This window comes from Sabulicella glaciei (genome assembly GCF_026183895.1).
Classification (GTDB): Bacteria; Pseudomonadota; Alphaproteobacteria; order Acetobacterales; family Acetobacteraceae; genus Roseococcus; species Roseococcus glaciei.
The window spans coordinates 65,423-82,148 of sequence record NZ_JAPFQI010000020.1 but is presented as its reverse complement, the minus strand read 5'-3'; the positions used below and the strand labels follow the sequence as shown (position 1 = coordinate 82,148).

The following is a 16,726-nucleotide window of genomic DNA, read 5'->3' as shown; positions in this document are numbered from 1 at the left end:
GAGAAGCGCCGCTCGGGCCTGCTCCGGAGCACCACGCCAGAGCCCGCGGCAGTGAAGACCTAAAACAGGGGGGAGATTTCATGGCGACAAGGGGGGCGTTTCCGGTGTCGCTTGACATCATCTTCAACCGACGTTGCCGCGTAGCTCATCCGCCAGGACTTTGAGCGCGAGCGCATCCCCTTGAAGTGCTGTGAACGCGTAAGGATTAAGGAACTGCCGCCCCCAGAGCAGGTTACGGTCGGCCTCACTCAGCGCCGCCTCCTCACAGACGAGCGTCCAGTTCTGACCGATGCAGGTCAACTGCTCCCCGATTAGCGCGAGCGCCTCCGGCTCCGAGAGCAGGAAGTGATGGGCGGCCGCAAGGCAGGTGGCGATCCGGCTCATGCGGTTGTCGCCGGTGATGAGCATCGCCTGGGTCGCTTCCTGACCGGCGCGCCCCTGCGGACAGATGTCATAGGCCGGAGTGAGGGTGAGCGCCTCTCCATCCCAGAATGCCGCATGGTTGCGGGCATGATCGTCGGTGTTACCGCAGAGGATGTTGAACACGATGCGGGCAAAGAGCTCGCGCAGCGTGGCGGCGGGGTTCGTGAACCGGTGACGGACGATCTCCGCGAAATCCTCGTAGCTCGCATAGCGCGCCATCATCTCATCGAGGCCGAGCATGGTCAGGGCCGAGACCATCGACCTGCGGTGCCAGCCGCCGTTGGCACGTACCCGGTCGAACCGCTCGACGAGCAGCACGTCCTTGCCAGCCGCCCGCACCAGCGAAACCGGCGCAGCATTGATGCCGCAAAGGGTGGCAAGGCGCATGGCGATGAACTCGCCTTTGACGACACTGTAGAGGTCTGAAGAGGAGGAGAACTTGGCAACGTGCTTGACCGCGCCGTCCTCGATCAGCGCCTTCGGGCGGGCTCCGCCAATCGAGCTTCCGTGGTGGAGCGCCTGGTCGAGGTCGGGCGAGAGCGGGATTCCCTTTTCAACCCGCTCGGCGGACTCGATCAGTTCTTCGAGCGTCGCATTGATCGGCGCGCGCGGCTCATAGACGCTCGCCGAAAACTGAAAATCGAGCGCGCCGATCCGGTCCGAGCCGGATTCCAGCAGGAAGGTGAGTTCCGAGAGATCGAGCTCGGCGACTTCATCCCCTTTGACCCCGAACTTGCGATTGAGGATCACGCGCCGTCCCCAGGCATCGGGCGCGGCATCGCGGATGCAGCCCGGCATGGTCAGCCCGGCAAGAAGGGGAAGCTCACCCGCTTGCAGCGGCAGTTCGGGGAGATAGAGCGGGATCGCGCCGCGCCGCTCGCGATAGCTTCTCCCGTAGTTGAAGGTGACGATGCCGTCATGGGCATGCAGCCGTCCGGCAACGACGGGCTCGGCCGCTCCCGGGAGCCACACCCAGACGAAGGCCTCGTCATACTTGGGGACCCTAGAAGTCATCGTCGACCTGTTTACCGGCTTTGTAGATGTGCTTGGGCAGCACGGCGATACGGTCATCCGTGCGAGCCGCAAGGGCGGTGATGCCCTTCTCGTCCGCATCGAACAGCTTGACGCCGACGATGGCGGCAGCCTCGAACATCAGGCCCACCTCGACCTTGGGGTCGCCCTTCTCGATACGCTGGAGCGTGCTGCGGGACACGCCGATCCGCTCGGCGAGCTCCTGCGCCGTCAGCCTGCGCTGCATGCGCCCGAGCCGGATCATCTTGCCCAGCAAGGCAAGCCCCTCCAGCCCGTAGCGGGAATATGTCCGCTTCGTCGTCGGCATCTCACAACACCAATTGACCCCTGCATGAGCCATATCACTATGATTTGGCTCGTATATAGGTCATTCTACACTCTACGGAGTGCATTAGTCAAGGAATGGATCATATAAACTCCAAATCATCCAGATTGGGATCATACATGGGTCACAGCGACCGAACCCGAGCTGTTAGTCGTCCCTCCTGTACCCATAGCCCTTGCGGCGGCGGTGTCTGTGACGGGGCGGCCCGCCATCGTCGTCGTCATCATCGTCGGCCTCGTTTCGCAGGTCCGGCGCGTAGCCGTCATCGCCCTCGTCGGCCTCATCCGCCCCATGCGCGAAGTCGGCAGCATCATTAAAACGCTCCCGCAAATCGCCTTCCGCGAACTCCTGTTTCTTCCAGAAGCCCTGATCGCGAGCTGCGTCATAGAAGTCCTGCATCGCCATGTCGTCCGCGCTGCGCGTCTGTTCCGCATCGCGCACCAACGCGAGGCTCGCCGCCTCCTCAAGCCGCTCCGCCTTACGCATGGCCTTCTCGAGCGATGCCCGCTCGCGCGTATCGAGGCGCGCATGCAGGCGCCGGAGCCTCTCGATTTCCAGCTTCTCGCGCGCATGACGGCGCGAGAGCGCACCGTCTTCGAGGCGATGCCGCTCCTTGGGATCGAGGTGGGTCATCTTCTGGAGATGAGAGAGGACCGAGCGCAGGCCCGGCGTGCGGGAAAGCAGGTCCGCGACCGCGCTGCGCACCCGGAACAGGAAGCCCCTGCTCTCGGTCCTCTGCGCCGCATGCAGCGCGAGCTTTTCGGCTTGCTGCCGGACGAGCAGTTCCTGCGCGGCCTGTTGCAGCGCGAGCCGCCTTGCCGCCATTTTCCTCGCGAGCTTGCTTTCCGCCTGCCGTCGCAACTCCTCCAGCCGCTGCCGCGCGCTCTGACGCTCCTGCTCGCGTTCCCGATCATGCCGCTGCTCGCGCTGCCGCTCCTCAAGCGCCTCCGCGTGCTTACGCACCAGCTCCCTTGCCTCATCGACGCTCGGCAGTTCCTCGGGACGAAGGGCGGCGAGCCGCTCCTTAACCGCGCTCGCCTTGTGGCCTTTGATGTACCGCGTGAGGCTGTGCACCTCGCCGAATTTATCCACGACCACGAGACTGCGACGGTCTCCCTTGGCGAGCACATAGCCCTTCTGCTCGAGCGCGGCCCGGAGCGCCTCGGCGGTATCCGATGCTTCGTAAGCCGCCGTGATTTCGGCGCGCCGCTCCTCGGGCGCGATGCCGGTCGCCTCCGCCTGCGCCTTCTCGGCGAGCGTCGCTTCGAGCTTCTCCTTTTCGTACTTGTGCTTCTCCTCCCAGGCCTTGAGGCCCGGCGGCATGGAAAGACCGAATTTGCGTGAGAGCGCGACCGCCATATCCATGAGCTTTCTGCGGTCGTGCGCCATGTGCACCGCGCGCATCTTTTCAAGATTGATGCGCGACCAGACGACGTGCGCATGCTCGCGCCCGTCCTTCACATGGAAGACGACGGCGCGCGGCTGCCCGGCGAGGCCGAGCCGCCCCTCGATCATGCCGATGGCCTCGAAATACTGTTCGCGCGTGAGCGGTGACGGCGGACTGATCGAGAGGCTGTAGAGATACTCGCGCGCGCGGGTGCCGAGCGACACCGCCTCGAATTCCGCGAACGCGCCGAGCAGGTCGTCCGCAACCGCGCCATACACTTCCGCCACCTCGATGGACTCGTTGTCGAACGAATTCATCAGGTGGATGGCGAGGTCCGCGCCGTTGCCGCGCTGGTTGCCTTTCAGGATCACGGCTCCCTCCCCAGCGCCTGAAAGAGCGCGGCGCGCATCTCGGCAAGATCGCGGTGGGCCGCCTCGATCCGGGCATCGGTTTTTCCCGGATTGCCTGCGTCTGCGCACGAGCGCAGCGCAGAGGCGAGCTGCCCCATTTTGCCGATAAGATGGGCGGCCATTTCTTCATTGATGGTGGGCTGGCGGCTCGCGCGCAGCGGCGGCTGGCCCAGCACGGCATAGCGGATAAGAGAGGCAACAGACACAGCGGCCCGGTTCGCCTGCTCTGTAATCAGAGCGGCTTCCTCGTCGGTGAAGCGCGCCTTCAGTGTGATCTGGCGCTGCCTCGTCTCGCTGCCGCTGCCTGACATCTCCTCTCTCCGGTTGCCGCGGCAGGGACGCTCCCTGCCCGTGGTCCAGCGCCGGAACGCTGGTCGTCCTCCAGGGCGCGAAAGCCCTGGTCGATGGGTTCCACAGGGAGAGCCGAAGTCTCCCTAGGTCGAAGCCGGTGCCGAAACACCGGTCGTGGGTCCGGGGGCGCGAAAGCCCACGGTCGATGGGTCCAGGGAGAGCGAAGTCTCCCGGTCCGGTTTCCAAAGGGCACGAAGGCTCTTTGGTCGTGATGCACCGGCGAAACGGTGCGCTCGGCTGGGATGGGCTCGATGCCCGGATCAGCCGACGCCGGGGGGATGCAACGGGGGGCGGCTTTAGCGCCCCCTTGCCAAGATGGCGCGGGGACCCCGCGCACATCTTGTATCCGGCTCTAACGACCTATTCTCTCTATTATCGGCTCTCAAGATTAAGGAAGCTTTAACCATCCTTAACGGGCAGATACAAGGCAGGAACGACAAGAGATTATCAGCACTTAGCCTCGTTGGTCAAATACTGGTCACGGCGTTTTACATGGACACTCGCCCGAGCCGATGGGCTTGTGCGAGCGGCACTTTTTTCAGGAGGGGTTTTGCCGCAGGAACAGGGCTTCCTGTTCCACGATGTAATCGGAGAGTGTCTCGTCTGCGTGACACTCAGCGGCAATCAGCGTCGGCCAGCGCCCGAACTTGTCCGGGAAGAACCGTGCACTACACTCCTCGATGAGGAAGCGGCACAGGGCCAGGTCATTATTCCCGATGGCGATGTGCAGTGCGGATATCCCCATATCGGGGTGCCTTGCATCGATGTTCGCGCCCTTCTGGAGCGCGGTGCGGATGCCGTTGACGCTGTGAGCATCGGCGGCAAGAAGAAGCTCAAGGTCGGCAAGGCGCGCATCCGGCTGGGCGACGCCTAATTGCCTCAGGTCGTCAAGTTTGGTCGGCATCAGGCGTGCTCCCGCGCTGCCGCCGCGACGAACCGCACGCGCTCCTGGATAGGGCGCATGCCATCCATGAAGGCTGGTTGATAGGCTTCGCCTGCAAGTACGCCCTCCTCGTCCGGGGACGCGGCCCGCTTCATCAGGTGGATGATCCTGAGCTGACGGGTGAGGCCATCGCGCAAGACGACGTAAATTCCGGAAGCGCTCAGAACCATCACGCCTTCGCGGGAGCGGCGGCGCACGGCAAGCTCGTCGCCCTCCCGCCCGGACTCCTGATCGGACGCCAGCAGGCAGGTCCCCAGCTCGTGGGCGTGCAGATAAGGCTGCCGCTCCACCGCTGTCAGCGTGAGCCTTGAGCTTGCCGACTCATAGGAGCCTGCAAACTCGGCAGTGAGCCGGGCCGTCAATTCTTCCCGGTCGCCCGCTTCCGCGTGCCCTTGCAGGAAGGTGAAGAGGGCGCTGCCGAACTGCGCGATATCCCGGCCTTCCCCGTACCACGGCAGCTCGCGCACGAAGGCATGACATACGGCGACATGGTGATCCTGCGTGCGGTGCGCGCCGGTGATGAAGCGCTGCAACGTCGCGAGCGGGATTTCGCGGTGGCGCGGCGGGACCACCCTATCCCGCCCCGCACGGCTCGGGCTGCGCCACCGCGTCTTTGCGATAGCGCGGCTCGATGGTGCGCAGCTTTCCCTTGAACTCTCCTCTGATGTGCCCGGCAATGACCTTCGCCGCGAACATGTCCGGCGTCAGTCCCGGCGCGGGATCGGCATGGATGCCAAGAAAGCTCCGGTATCCCGTCTCGCTGATGAACGGGCGGAGATGATCGACCGCGCGCGCGGCAAAGCCGGGCCAGTAGCCAAAGCCGCAGCCGATCCCGAACATGCCGTCCATCTCGATGCGCACGCGCATCCCGCAAACCTCGATGGTGAATTCGCCTTCCTGTCCCCAGAGCGGCACCGCACCCGGCGCGGCGGCGGTCTCCCGCGCCAGCACGCAGCCCGGCGCATCCTCGCCCGCGAGGATGCCCGGCTCGCCGTCATTGAGGCGCAACGCGAGCCGTTCGGCCTCCTTGCGCAAGCCCATCGCCGCATCGACATCGGCGGCGAACATCGCCGCATGATGCTGCCGGATCAGGAGGCGATAGAACGGGATCGCCTCCGCCATCGTCCCCGGCAGGTGGGCGGTTTCCCGCTCCACCTTGCGCTTGCGGTTCTCTTCCGAAGCTGCGGACAGCAAGGCGTCAAAGCCGAGCTGCCCGCCCTGATCCTGCGCCCTGCTCATTCTGCGGCCTCCGCGAGTTGCGAGGCTTGCAGCCCGTTCAGGTAATCGGCAGCGCGCTGCGCGTGAGACGCGGCGGTAAAGATCGCCCGCTTGTCGTTCTTCAGTACCTCCAGCCATGAGCCGATATAGGCGGCGTGATCCTCGCGGGGCTCCGGGGTGAGATCGAGATCAGCGGACAGGAAGGCTGCGCCAAGCTCGGCGACGAGCTCCTCCATCGCATAGCCTTCATCGCCCCAGCGCTTGCGGCCAAAATCCCGCTTTAGCCGCGAAGGGTGCCGCGTCCAGTGCGTGAGCTCATGCGCGAGCGTCGCGTAATTGCTCTCCGCATCGCGGAAGGCCTCGAAGGGCGGCATCTGCACCCGGTCTTCGGCCATGGTGTAGTAAGCCCGGTCTCCGCCGTGCCGCACATCGGCACTCACTGCCGCGAAGAACTCATCCGCCAGCGCATTGCGCTGCACAGGATCGAGCCGGGGTTCCGCGAGCCCATAGAAGTGCTGCGGCAGTTGTCAATGCTGAGGCCGAGTTCCTCAAAAGCGTGGAGTGACCCCTGAGGGCGGGACAGTTCTACGCCGGGGTTTTGACCCCCTCCTGGGCGTGTTGCCGTTCAAACTCGGCGGGGCTGCGGTAGCCTAGCGCCGAATGCAGTCGCCGCTCGTTGTAGATCGCCTCGAGGAACCGCGGCAGATCAGCCGCGACCTCCTCGAAGCTCTTATACTCCGTCCGGTACACCGCCTCCACCTTCAGCGTCTTCATGAAGCTCTCCGCCTTGGCGTTGTCGTACGGGTTGCCGCGCCGTCCCATGGAGCCGACCAGGCCGTGCTCGGTCAGCAGCGCCCGTTACCGCTCCGCAGCATACTGACACCCACGGTCCGAGTGATGCACGCAGCCTGCGGGCGGCCGGCGTGTCACGATCGCCGCCTGCAGCGCGGCGAGCGTCAGCCTCGCGTCGATGAAACGCGCCAGCCCATAACCCACCACCCGACGCGACCAGGCGTCGAGGACGATCGCGAGATAAACAAAGGCGCCTGAGGTCAAGCCGATATACGTGATATCGGCGACCCACAGCTGATCGGGGCCGTCCGGCGCCATCGTCCTGGCGAGGTTCGGAAAGATCGGCCCGTCGTGCGCGCTGTCGGTCGTGACGACGTAGCGCCGCCTCGGCTGCACGCACAGGCCGTGCCGCCGCATCAGCCGGGCCACGCGCTTTCGGTTGATCGGGATCCCCTCGGCCCGGAGCTGCGCGGCCATCCGCCGGTATCCGTAGCGTGGCCACTCCTCGGCGAGAACATGCAGCCGCTCGACGAGCGCGGTGTCGTCGACCACCGCTCGGCTGTCGCGATAAAAAGAGCTGCGTGGCACCCCCATCACACGGCATCCTTCGGCGATGGAAAGACCGCGGGGCCGGTGACGACGGAGGGCGTCGCGGCGCTCGGCCGGCGTGAGGTGGCCGAGGCCCCCTTTAGCAGCTCGTTCTCGAGGGCTAGGCGCCCGACCATTCGCTCGAGTGCGGCGATCCGGGCCTCGTAAAGTTCGAGGAGGTTTGCCGCCTCCGCCTCGTCGTCAAACTCGCCCTTCTCGTACTTCTCGACCCAGATCCGGATGAGGTTGCGGCAAACATCGTGACGACGGGCGAGGCCGTGGAGCGAGGTCCCGCCCGCAAGGAACTCCTGCGCCAGCTGCCGCTTGAACGCGATGGGGTAGGTGCGATGCCGTGCCATGGTCGATCCCCGATGGCCCGGGAGAACTGTCAATCCTCGACGCTCAACCTGTCCACCCGAAAGGGGTCACTCCAAGCGCTGGCTGAAAATTCCCCACTTCGGCTGGTGGCTATGTCGCGGCGCTGAGGTTGCCCGTTCGGAGCTTAGGTGGCCGCCCGCGCCGACGCGGTGCCAGTTCGGGCTGATGAGTGGATTGTGCGGCTGAGCTGTCGGGCAGCAGGTCGGCGTGGCGGCGGAGGCGATAGCTGGCGCCCTCGATGCGCACGACGATGGCGTGGTGGAGGAGGCGGTCGAGCAGCGCTGTGGCGACAACGGTGTCGCCGAACACCTCGCCCCATTCAGCAAAGCCGCGGTTGGAGGTGAGGATCATCGCGCCACGCTCGTAGCGGGCATTGACCAGCTGAAAGAACAGGTTTCCGCCGCCGGCGATGACGGGCAGGTAGTCGATCTCGTCGACCACCAGCAGCTGCGGCCGGCAGAGGAACCGGATGCGCTCGCGGAGCGTGCCCTCGCGCTCGGCCTTGGCGAGCGATCCGATGAGTTCGGCCAGCGTGGTGAAGTAGACGCTGCGACCTGCCTGCACGGCTTCGACGGCCAGCGCGATGGCGAGGTGCGTCTTGCCGCAGCCTGGCTGGCCGAGGAAGTGCAGCACCTCGTGGCGGCTGACGAAGTCGAGGCCGGCGAGGGTGAGGATGCGGTTGCGGTCGAGGGAGGGCTGGAACGAGAAGTCGAACCCGGCGAGCGTCTTGATGTTCAGCAGCCGGCCCATCTTGAGGGCCGCCTTGACGCGGCGCCCCTCGCGCAGGCTGAGTTCCTCGTCGAGCAACTGGTCGATCGCCTCGAGGGCGGAGATCTCGCCGCGCTCGAGCTGGCGCAGGAGGTGCTCCAGCACCTCGAGGGAGCGTGGCATCCTGAGGCCGACCAGATGGCGGCGGATGCGGTCGAGGGTGGCAGGGGCGGCCGTCATCGCGCCGGCTCCCCGGCGGCGAGGCGGCGGCCGATTGCCTCGTAGATGGCCAGCGAACGAGGGGCCACGCCGGCGGCCGCGGCGGGTGCTGGGGGCGATGCCACGGCACCTGCGCGGGTCGTGGTGCTGTTGTGTGGTGGCGGCAGGCTGCGATGGCCCTCGGCGATGCGACGCCGGCCGCGGCCCTCGAGCACGGGATGCGCGGCGACGAGCCGGCCATCCTCCAGGATGTGGACCTCGGAGGCGGTGACCTGGACCTCGACGGGGCGGCGCCGCGTGCCGTCGGGGACGGAATAGAGATTGCCGCCGACCGAGATCATGCCCTCGTGCGAGATGCGCCGTTCGAGGCGGATGACGGCGTTGAATGGTCCAGCCGGCAGACCCTTGAGGGTGGGCCGCTCATCGGCGAAGTGCTCGATGACGATGCGCCCCGTGGTGCCATGCAGACGGCGGTTGGCGACCTGGTCGAGCCATTGGGCGAACTGCGCGTTCATGTCCTCGAGGTTGCGGAAGCTCCGGGCAAGGAAGAAGTCCTCGCGGACGTAGCGGAACGGCCTCTCGGCCTTGCCCTTGGTCTTGGCCCTGTAGGGGCGGCAGGCTTTTGGCACGAAGCCGTAATGCGCGGCGAGACCGAGGAGCTTGTCGTTGTAGACGATGCCGCGATTGTCGACCTCGCCAAGGACGGCGGTGCGCATGCGGTCGTAGAGGATCTCCTCCGGCACGCCGCCGATCGCCTGGAAGGCGGCGATGTGGCAGCGGAGCACGGTGGCGAGGTCCTGCTGGGCGACGAAGCGGGCCCACATCAGGCGGCTATGGCCGAGAACGAGGGAGAACAGCCAGACGATGCGTTCGGCACCGGGCTCGTCCTCGAAGCGGACCCGGAAGTGGGCGAAGTCGACTTGTGCCTGGCGCCCCGGCGGGGTCTCGAAGCGCCGTTCAAAGGCGGGAGCGGCAGGCGGTCGGAGGGTGCGCAGGAAGTCGGTCACGGTGGAGTAGCCGCCGGCAAAGCCCAAATCGCGGACCTCACGCCACAGGCGTCGGCCAGTCAGGTCAGGGAAGCGGCCGACCCGCTCGCGCAGGAAAGCCTCAAAGGGCGCCAGTGGCGAAGGCGCCGGTTCGCGGGGCTTATAGGCCGGCGGCTCGAGGCCGCGGGCGATGTAGCTGCGGATGGTCTTGCGGTCGCGGCCGGTGCGGCGCGCGATAGCCGAGACGCTCAGGCCCTGCCGGGCGAGATCCAGGAACATGACGAGCTCCCCAAGGGTGACCACCGGCTGCTCCCATGATGCCGGTCGGCATCCTGGCGCATGGCCGGCGCCGCCCGCGCCCGGGGGCTCGCCCCCGGGTGCGGGCAGTCGCGCTGAACTGAGGAATTTTCAGCCAGCACTTCCGGAGAGAATTCACCCAGCCGCTACAGCAGTCCCTCGACCTGCTCCACATTGAAGACGGTGTAGCCTTTGAGGAACGGGATTTCGCGCTCGGCCTCCTCGCCGGTCGCCTCGTCGCGCTCGGTTCTCCTGATCCGGTCGGCATAGACGACAAGGCTGCCATGCTCGCCCTTGCGGACATGCCCGCCCATCTCCTGCGCCTGTTTGAAGGTCATCCAGATCGGCGCGGCAAAGCCCTTCGCCACGGACTCACCCCACAGCATCAGGACATTGATCCCCTGATAGGGCATACCGTTGAAGCGCAGCGGCCTCGTGATCCGCCCGGCGGCATGCTCCACGCTCCACGGCTTGAGCCACGGCCTGACGCCCTGCTCCAGTTCGGCCACGATCCTGCCTGTGATCCTCTCGTAAACGTCTGTTTTCACTTTCTTTCTCCTAGTCTTGAAGGCGGTTGTGCATGCAACCGGACTAGGCCCGCGCCAATGAGCGGGGGGAGGCCGTCAGGGCCGTCTCCGGCGGAGGGGGATCACCCGGCCTGCACGACCGAAGGGAGGAAGGCCGGGGATACCGCCGGGGACGCCCGCAGCGCAGCGGAGGGCTTGGCCTTGACGGAGGAAGGGGCCGCAGGCCCCAATCGAAAGAAAAGAAAGCGTCAGCGGGAGGCTGTCATTGTCTGATCGCGCGAGGGATCGTCACCGCATGGCGGAGACGGCCGCAGGCGGCTCCGCGAGCGCAGCGAGTAGAGCCCGGTGCGGCGAAGCCGGACGCGCCGAGACGAGGAGGCAGCTCGAGCTGCTGCGTTAATCTAAGGCTTTGCGAGAAGGTACAGCGCGAGTTCGCGGGCTCCGCTCTGGGGCGCATTGATCGCAATATGCCGCTGGCGCAGGATACCGATCAGCAACGAGGCGGCGAATATCCAGAAATGGTCGTTTGCGGGCAACGGCGTATTATCGAGCAGCGCGTGCAGGCGATCCGCGAGCGAAAAATACTGGCAGTTTCCGCCCTGCTCCCACAACGGCGTGATCTCGTGCAGGATCAGAGCGGCAACCGCGAGACCCATCGACCGCTTGCGCAGCACATCCTGATAGATGTGCCCATTTTTCAGGGCGTATTGGGCAAGATGCGCGGTCAGGAATGAACGAGCCCAGACATCACACGCCATTTCTTCCTCGCGGAGATCGCCGGGCCGTTCGTTATCGCGGTCCAACATGACGTGCCGGAACTCGTGAAAGTAAGTAAACGCGGCAGCAAGGCAGCTAAGGTCGAACGCTGACTTGTACTGCATGTCCTCCATAGCCTCGCGATCCGCTGACGGGCGCGGAAGATCAGGTGGCCAGGGCGAAGAGGTTGCGTCGGGTGCGGCGATCAGGTCCTGCACCGCGGCAATCCGTTCCTTGTAGGCTCGCTCGACTTCGCCAAGCTCCTCGTCGGCACGCATAAGATCGGCGACAGTCCCGCCTCCTGCCGCGGAAATCACAACATGCGGCGAATAGCATTCGATGGCCCGCCAGCCGCTGAATCCGATGAGCCAGAACACGTCCATCGTTTTCGCAGAAACGGTGATGCGCTCCTTGCAGGCGTTCAGCGTGATGTGCCTGCTGTCGTCGCTCAGCACCACGTCCGGGTCGTACCTGGCCCATAGCGAGTCGATATCATCGGCACGTTCGGGAACCGCCCCTTTCATCAGGGCTATCACGGCTTGCCTGGGTGTAACCTGGCCTTCGCTCATACAGATCCCCCTTGACCGACTGACGCAGCCTCGGGAGGTGTGGCAACCGGCGAGACAAGCTCGGGAGCGTGCTCCTTGATAAGCGCATAGGTTAGCTGTTCTCCGCGTCGGCTCAGTCGCTCGATCCAGTCCTCGCTCATCGCGCAGAAGTCGGTCGGGTACGCGTAGGACTCTCCCCTCGTCACAAGGTCGTCCGGCTTGTACTTCAGCCTGCTGTCGTCCTGCCCAAGGTAGGGAAGAATGACGCTGCGCAACCTCCCGGATTCGCGCAATTCGAACAGGCGCTTCATCGCCGCGTTCTGAGCCCGGTCGTGAATGCAGGCGATCGCGCTCTTCAGCCGCGCGATCATGAACTGGCTGGGCGGATCGTGGCGCAGCCCGTACCCCGCGCGGCAGCATATGATTGTGTCTACCGGCTCGACGTTGAGGCTTATCGACGGATCGCGATCCGGCCATAGGGGCGCAAGGCCAAGATTGTCGTAAACGCCGCCGTCAGTCAGGGTGACCCGTTCGCTGCGGCGCGCACCGTCGCGCTTGTCGAACGGAAGTTCTTCATCGAGCGCCGGCAGAAACATAGGATAGGCGGCCGACGCCGTAACTGCGTGGGCGAGCGTCACGTCCGGCGTAGCGAGACGGCCAAGCCGCCAGGAGCCGGAGTGATTTGGGGTGAAGTAGAAAGCCGATCCGGTGCGGAGTTCGGCGGCATTGATCACGAGCAGTGGCGCGCGACCCCGGAGATCGCGAAGGCTCTTGCCCCTGAACAGCTCTTTGTCGACCGCCCGCCGCAAGATCGTCGTCCGACTGGCGAAGCGCCGGAATGGCAAGTGCCAGGTTTCACTCCGCCATTTGGGGCGAATTCGACCGGGAATGAGCAACCAGCCGAACCAGAGCAGCCATGTGAGCGCAACGAACAGGATATTTGCCGCGCCAATAACCAGGCTACAGAAAAGCGCCTTCGCGCCTTCCAGTGTTGAAAAAGCCACACGGAGCGCAGGACGCACCAGGCCGGTCGAAAGTAGCGAGCGGACCCGCGCCTCGAACATTGGAAACGGCTCGTCGTTCGCGGCGTAGATGGCGCCGATCACGCTGCCCCCGGACACGGTCGAGAGTATCTTCACCCGTTCGAGTATTCCCAGATTGTGCAAGGCACGCAAACAACCAAGATGAAACGCAATGGCGCGGGAACCGCCGCCCGAGAGAGCAAGTCCAATCTTGTGATCGGCCATCTTCATCTCTCCCTTCGGGCGGCGTCTACGCAGAGCGGCGGCAAGGGCTCCGCATGCTGGTCGGCGAAGATCACGGCAAGCTCTCGCTCAGCTGCGATCACCATCAGCGCCGGCATCGAGTCCATACCCATGAGCGCGGCGAGCCAGTCAATCTGTTCCCCGTCGACGGCGCTGGGCCTTGCGGACGAGCGCGGCGGGTGAGAATGCCACTCGCCGACATAGCGCACTTGCCCCGCCGTGCGCCGCCGCACGCTCTCCATCATTTCCTCGACGCCGGCCACCCCGCGAACGAAGCTGCCCGGCTGTTCAGTGCTATCGGGCGGGGCAGCGGACGCTTCGACTATGTGAATGTGCTTGGCGGGGATGTCGACGATGCCGAATAGTACACCCCCGGTCTCCGAAGGGAGGCGTGCGTCCCTCATCTCGTGAAGGCGCGCTACCAGCCCGGCGTCGAAAGCAATTTCCCATTCGCCGGCCCGGAAGCGCGTCACTGTTTGAGGCGCCGTCGTGTCGACCGTCACACCGCCATCCGGCGTAAGGGACCAGATACAAACTACTGCCGCTTCGCTGTCGATAGCGGCAGCAAGGCCAGAGCCCGCCAGGCCGCTCAGGATCGATGCCCGCGACTGCGGAATCCGGTTCGTGATCGCGCGGCATGCGCCAGTGTAGGCGACCGTCTCTGCGGGCTGGCCAAGGTGATCGGCAAGGCGCTCAGTTCGCAAGACAAGCCCGTGATATTGAGCTTCAAGATCACGCAGCGTAAGAGCGCGGTCCGCCGGTTCCGCGAGTAGCACAGCACCGGTGCCCGCAGGATTGAAGAACACGCAGGCTCGTCGCGCCTGCGTCTGGTGATCCGAAAGATGCCGTGCGGCAAGCACCGAAGCCGTTGCATCGATGACGATATCTGCGCTTCGCAGCGCTTCTTCAATCGCGGCGCTGTCGTCTCCGTTAGCGAACAGATTGGCAGCGATTGCGCTCGCGCGAGCCGGGCCGGTGAGCGTAAGATTGATATGATCCGCGAGAATTCTCGCCTTGGGGCGGGTCACCGCGTCGCCGCGCGCAACGTGACGCGCAAGATTGTGCGGCAGGAGCCGGTCATCATCGATCACCGTCCACCGAAAGCGTCCCTCGCGCGCAAGGTCATCGGCAACATGCGAGCCGATGGCGCCCGCGCCAACCAGGACAACACTCCGGTCATCAGGCGCGCTGCGGCCAGCAAGCCGCGCCGCGAAGTCCGGCTCGAACGCAAGATACACCTCTGCGGATTGCACCTCGATAGCGGCAATGGCCGTCTCGTCTGGAGCCGCCGCGCCGAACCTCTTGACATAGCCGACTGCGCCCATGCCCATCGATTGCTGCGCGATACCGAGGGCAACGGCGATGTCGCCTGCGCTGTGCGCCGTGACGAAGGCCCGGTGGTCGAGCCCGTCCTGCTGTACCCCCCGTGGCGATACGATCGGCATTTCAACAATGACGGCAAAGCGGCCGTTCAGGCGCCACGCAGCCGCAGGCCCTTCGGCGATCCAGCCGCCGAGCCGTGTCCTGAGATCAGCGAATAGATCGATCCCGCGCTCGGCCAGCATAGCCCCGAGGCTCGCCAGCGTATGGGGCGCGAACGTCAGGCGCTTCATGCGTTCGCCGGGCACTTTGTAGGTGGCGATGGAGAAGGGCTCGGCCGATCCAAGTTTGCCCTGCTGTGCCGGGCGCACGCAGAGAATGGTACCGTCGCCCGGATCGTGCTCGGCAATGAGATCCTGCGGGGTACCCGCATCCAGCACCGAGCCCGCAATAAAGAAGCTGAGCTGGCTGCCGATCAAGACAGGATCGAGCGGCTGGCGGGCGTCGTGCAGTTCGCCGCGGCCTGCACGGCGAAACCATTTAAGGACGCGCTCGACCAATTCAGCCGGGGTCCAGGTAAGCCGCGCTTCAGCCCACGGCCGGTCGTCGATGCAGATCGCCGCCGGCATGCCCTCCGGCACAAGCTGTTGGTGCTCTGTGTCCGGAAAATCGTCCCGCAGCATCGTGACAAAGGGCTGGGCATTCTCGCGCGCGAAAAGGATGCCGATCCGCTCGGCGGGACGGATCGGATAGACGGGACGCTGTGGGGCCGCGGTCAAGAGGTCGAGGATGACGAGCTCCTGATCGCCGCGCCGTCGCCCTTCGACGAACGAGCCCGCAGGCGCCCCGTAACGGCGCATGAACTCCGCGACCGCCCGGGCTTCCGCAATGCGAAAGCCCGAGCCGTCGAAAGTCTCGCTAAAGGTGGACAGCCAGCTGTCGACGGTCATCAGCCAGCCCGCGGTGTGCTGGCTGCTGCGTAGGTGCTGACCATCGGGGCCGCTACGATGGCTGCGATCCCGTAGGCGGTGATCTCATAGCCGAACGGCGCCGGTCGCGCCTTCGAAGGGTTCTCCATCGTCACCGTGAACTGGCCCCCGAGATTACGGGTCACGCGGCGATGGTGGTTGGCTGCCTGCCGGTGCGGCGGCTGCACGTCGTCATCCTCCTTCGTCCCCTTAGCGGGAATGGGCCAGCTCGGCGACACGATGATGCCGCCCTGCCGCCCCTGCGTCTCGAAGAGCCATTTCACGTCGGGATGGGCCCTGGTTTCGTCCGTCCCCCGGTCAGGGCCGACCGAGAGGTAAGAGCAGTGGTGCGGCAGCTTCATCAGGTCCCACAAGAGGCGGTCGGAGTTGCCCTTCTTGCGGGTGACCTGCACGATCGCGGACAGGCTCTCGTAGTCGACATCCGAGCCGAGCAACGCGTAGGTGTCGCCGCCGCCCTCGCGGAAGGTGACCTGCATCACGATGGAATCCTGGTTGCGGTCGATCACGGTCTGCTCGTTCTGCCGCCACCCGAACGGGCTGTGGACGAAGAACTCGGCCTGGGCCGCACCTTCCTTGGTGTAACCGGGCACCAGTTTGCCGGCGTCGACGATCAGGTGCTTGCGGCTCTCGAAATCGATGCCGTTCTTCTCGAACCAACCCTTGAGTCGATCAGGACGCGAGAACACCCTGATCCCCTTTCCCTGCTTCAGGCGATGGCGGGCTTCCGCGCGGACCAGCCGTGCGTCCCCGTCAAGGCCTTCTTCGCAGATCGCCGCGGCCGGCACCCAGAGCTCGGTAATCCGGACGCGCTCGTCATCCTGGTACGCCTTGGCATGTTCAAGCCAGAAGAACTCGCCAAAGCCCCTGCAGTGATCATCGTCGAGATGCGTGATGCAGACGGCGTCGAAGTGATTCCGCCGCGTCTTGGCCAGATCGCGCCGCAGCTCTCCGGGCAGGTCGCAGCGCAGGTCATCGTCATCGTCGGCGCAGCGCATATTCGCGTAGTCGACCAGCACCTTGCGTCCATCCGCAAGGTCCAGGCGCAGCGTGTCGGCGTTGCCGAGCGGGAAGAAGTGAATTTTTGCAGTCATGGCCCCCTCCTTTTGTGGGAAAATCAGCCGGTTTAGAACAGATCGTGAACCAGTCCCGGCCGAGTACCCAGGGCGCGCAGTCGGGTGCCAAGCGGTCAGCACTTACTACGTTCCTGTTGACGCCGGACAGGAACGCGTATATAAAATAAACGCGCTCCTGTCAAGAGCGTATA

The 16,726-nt window shown here is 65.2% G+C and carries 17 protein-coding genes and 1 pseudogene; all 18 read right to left on the bottom strand.

Translation table 11 applies throughout. From position 1 onward, the window contains the following. Positions 1–123 precede the first annotated feature (123 nt). Entirely contained in the window at positions 124–1,395 is a 1,272-nt protein-coding gene (locus OF850_RS19115) for a type II toxin-antitoxin system HipA family toxin (RefSeq protein ID WP_301591932.1), read from the bottom strand. Between the two features lie 31 nt (positions 1,396–1,426). Further along, positions 1,427–1,762 (bottom strand): helix-turn-helix transcriptional regulator, encoded by a 336-nt coding sequence (locus OF850_RS19110; protein ID WP_301591931.1) that lies wholly within the window; start codon positions 1,760–1,762, stop codon positions 1,427–1,429. A 165-nt stretch (positions 1,763–1,927) separates the two neighbouring features. Beyond that, the gene (locus OF850_RS19105; RefSeq protein ID WP_301591930.1) at positions 1,928–3,538 is read right to left on the bottom strand and encodes a relaxase/mobilization nuclease domain-containing protein; all 1,611 of its coding nucleotides are present in this window, start codon (positions 3,536–3,538) and stop codon (positions 1,928–1,930) included. Beyond that, complete coding sequence (locus OF850_RS19100) at positions 3,535–3,888, bottom strand: plasmid mobilization protein (RefSeq protein ID WP_301591929.1); 354 nt, start codon at positions 3,886–3,888, stop codon at positions 3,535–3,537. Before OF850_RS19100 ends, OF850_RS19105 begins: the two co-directional genes overlap by 4 nt. 578 nt (positions 3,889–4,466) lie before the next feature. Continuing rightward, positions 4,467–4,832, bottom strand: a complete 366-nt coding sequence (locus OF850_RS19095; protein WP_301591928.1) for an ankyrin repeat domain-containing protein — start codon at positions 4,830–4,832, stop codon at positions 4,467–4,469. Continuing rightward, positions 4,832–5,443: a hypothetical protein gene (locus OF850_RS19090; RefSeq protein ID WP_301591927.1), complete on the bottom strand. Its 612-nt coding sequence runs from the start codon at positions 5,441–5,443 to the stop codon at positions 4,832–4,834. Before OF850_RS19090 ends, OF850_RS19095 begins: the two co-directional genes overlap by 1 nt. Before the next feature lies 1 nt (position 5,444). Further along, a complete protein-coding gene (locus OF850_RS19085; RefSeq protein ID WP_301591926.1) occupies positions 5,445–6,110 on the bottom strand; it encodes a hypothetical protein in 666 nt (221 codons plus the stop codon). Then, entirely contained in the window at positions 6,107–6,568 is a 462-nt protein-coding gene (locus OF850_RS19080) for an ArdC family protein (protein ID WP_301591925.1), read from the bottom strand. Before OF850_RS19080 ends, OF850_RS19085 begins: the two co-directional genes overlap by 4 nt. A 106-nt stretch (positions 6,569–6,674) precedes the next feature. Beyond that, entirely contained in the window at positions 6,675–6,911 is a 237-nt protein-coding gene (locus tag OF850_RS19075; RefSeq protein WP_301591924.1) for an integrase core domain-containing protein, read from the bottom strand. 36 nt (positions 6,912–6,947) lie between these two features. Then, a pseudogene (locus tag OF850_RS19070) lies at positions 6,948–7,499 on the bottom strand (IS3 family transposase); the annotation flags it as partial. Beyond that, on the bottom strand, positions 7,475–7,828 hold the full coding sequence (locus OF850_RS19065; protein WP_301591923.1) for a transposase: 354 nt from the start codon (positions 7,826–7,828) through the stop codon (positions 7,475–7,477). The pseudogene OF850_RS19070 and the gene OF850_RS19065, both read right to left, overlap by 25 nt. 109 nt (positions 7,829–7,937) lie before the next feature. After that, positions 7,938–8,795 (bottom strand): IS21-like element helper ATPase IstB, encoded by an 858-nt coding sequence (gene istB, locus OF850_RS19060; protein WP_301591922.1) that lies wholly within the window; start codon positions 8,793–8,795, stop codon positions 7,938–7,940. Next, entirely contained in the window at positions 8,792–10,063 is a 1,272-nt protein-coding gene (gene istA, locus OF850_RS19055) for an IS21 family transposase (RefSeq protein WP_301591921.1), read from the bottom strand. The genes istB and istA overlap by 4 nt, the downstream gene beginning before the upstream one ends. Positions 10,064–10,203: 140 nt before the next feature. Then, entirely contained in the window at positions 10,204–10,605 is a 402-nt protein-coding gene (locus OF850_RS19050; protein WP_301591920.1) for an ArdC-like ssDNA-binding domain-containing protein, read from the bottom strand. Between the two features lie 380 nt (positions 10,606–10,985). Further along, on the bottom strand, positions 10,986–11,909 hold the full coding sequence (locus OF850_RS19045; protein WP_301591919.1) for a phage exclusion protein Lit family protein: 924 nt from the start codon (positions 11,907–11,909) through the stop codon (positions 10,986–10,988). Beyond that, the gene (locus OF850_RS19040; protein WP_301591918.1) at positions 11,906–13,135 is read right to left on the bottom strand and encodes a patatin-like phospholipase family protein; all 1,230 of its coding nucleotides are present in this window, start codon (positions 13,133–13,135) and stop codon (positions 11,906–11,908) included. Before OF850_RS19040 ends, OF850_RS19045 begins: the two co-directional genes overlap by 4 nt. A 2-nt stretch (positions 13,136–13,137) precedes the next feature. Beyond that, positions 13,138–15,423 carry a ThiF family adenylyltransferase gene (locus OF850_RS19035; RefSeq protein WP_301591917.1) on the bottom strand — a complete coding sequence of 762 codons (2,286 nt, stop codon included), beginning with the start codon at positions 15,421–15,423 and terminating at the stop codon, positions 13,138–13,140. Then, the gene (locus OF850_RS19030) at positions 15,423–16,553 is read right to left on the bottom strand and encodes a ComEC/Rec2 family competence protein (protein WP_301591916.1); all 1,131 of its coding nucleotides are present in this window, start codon (positions 16,551–16,553) and stop codon (positions 15,423–15,425) included. Before OF850_RS19030 ends, OF850_RS19035 begins: the two co-directional genes overlap by 1 nt. Positions 16,554–16,726: the final 173 nt, after the last annotated feature.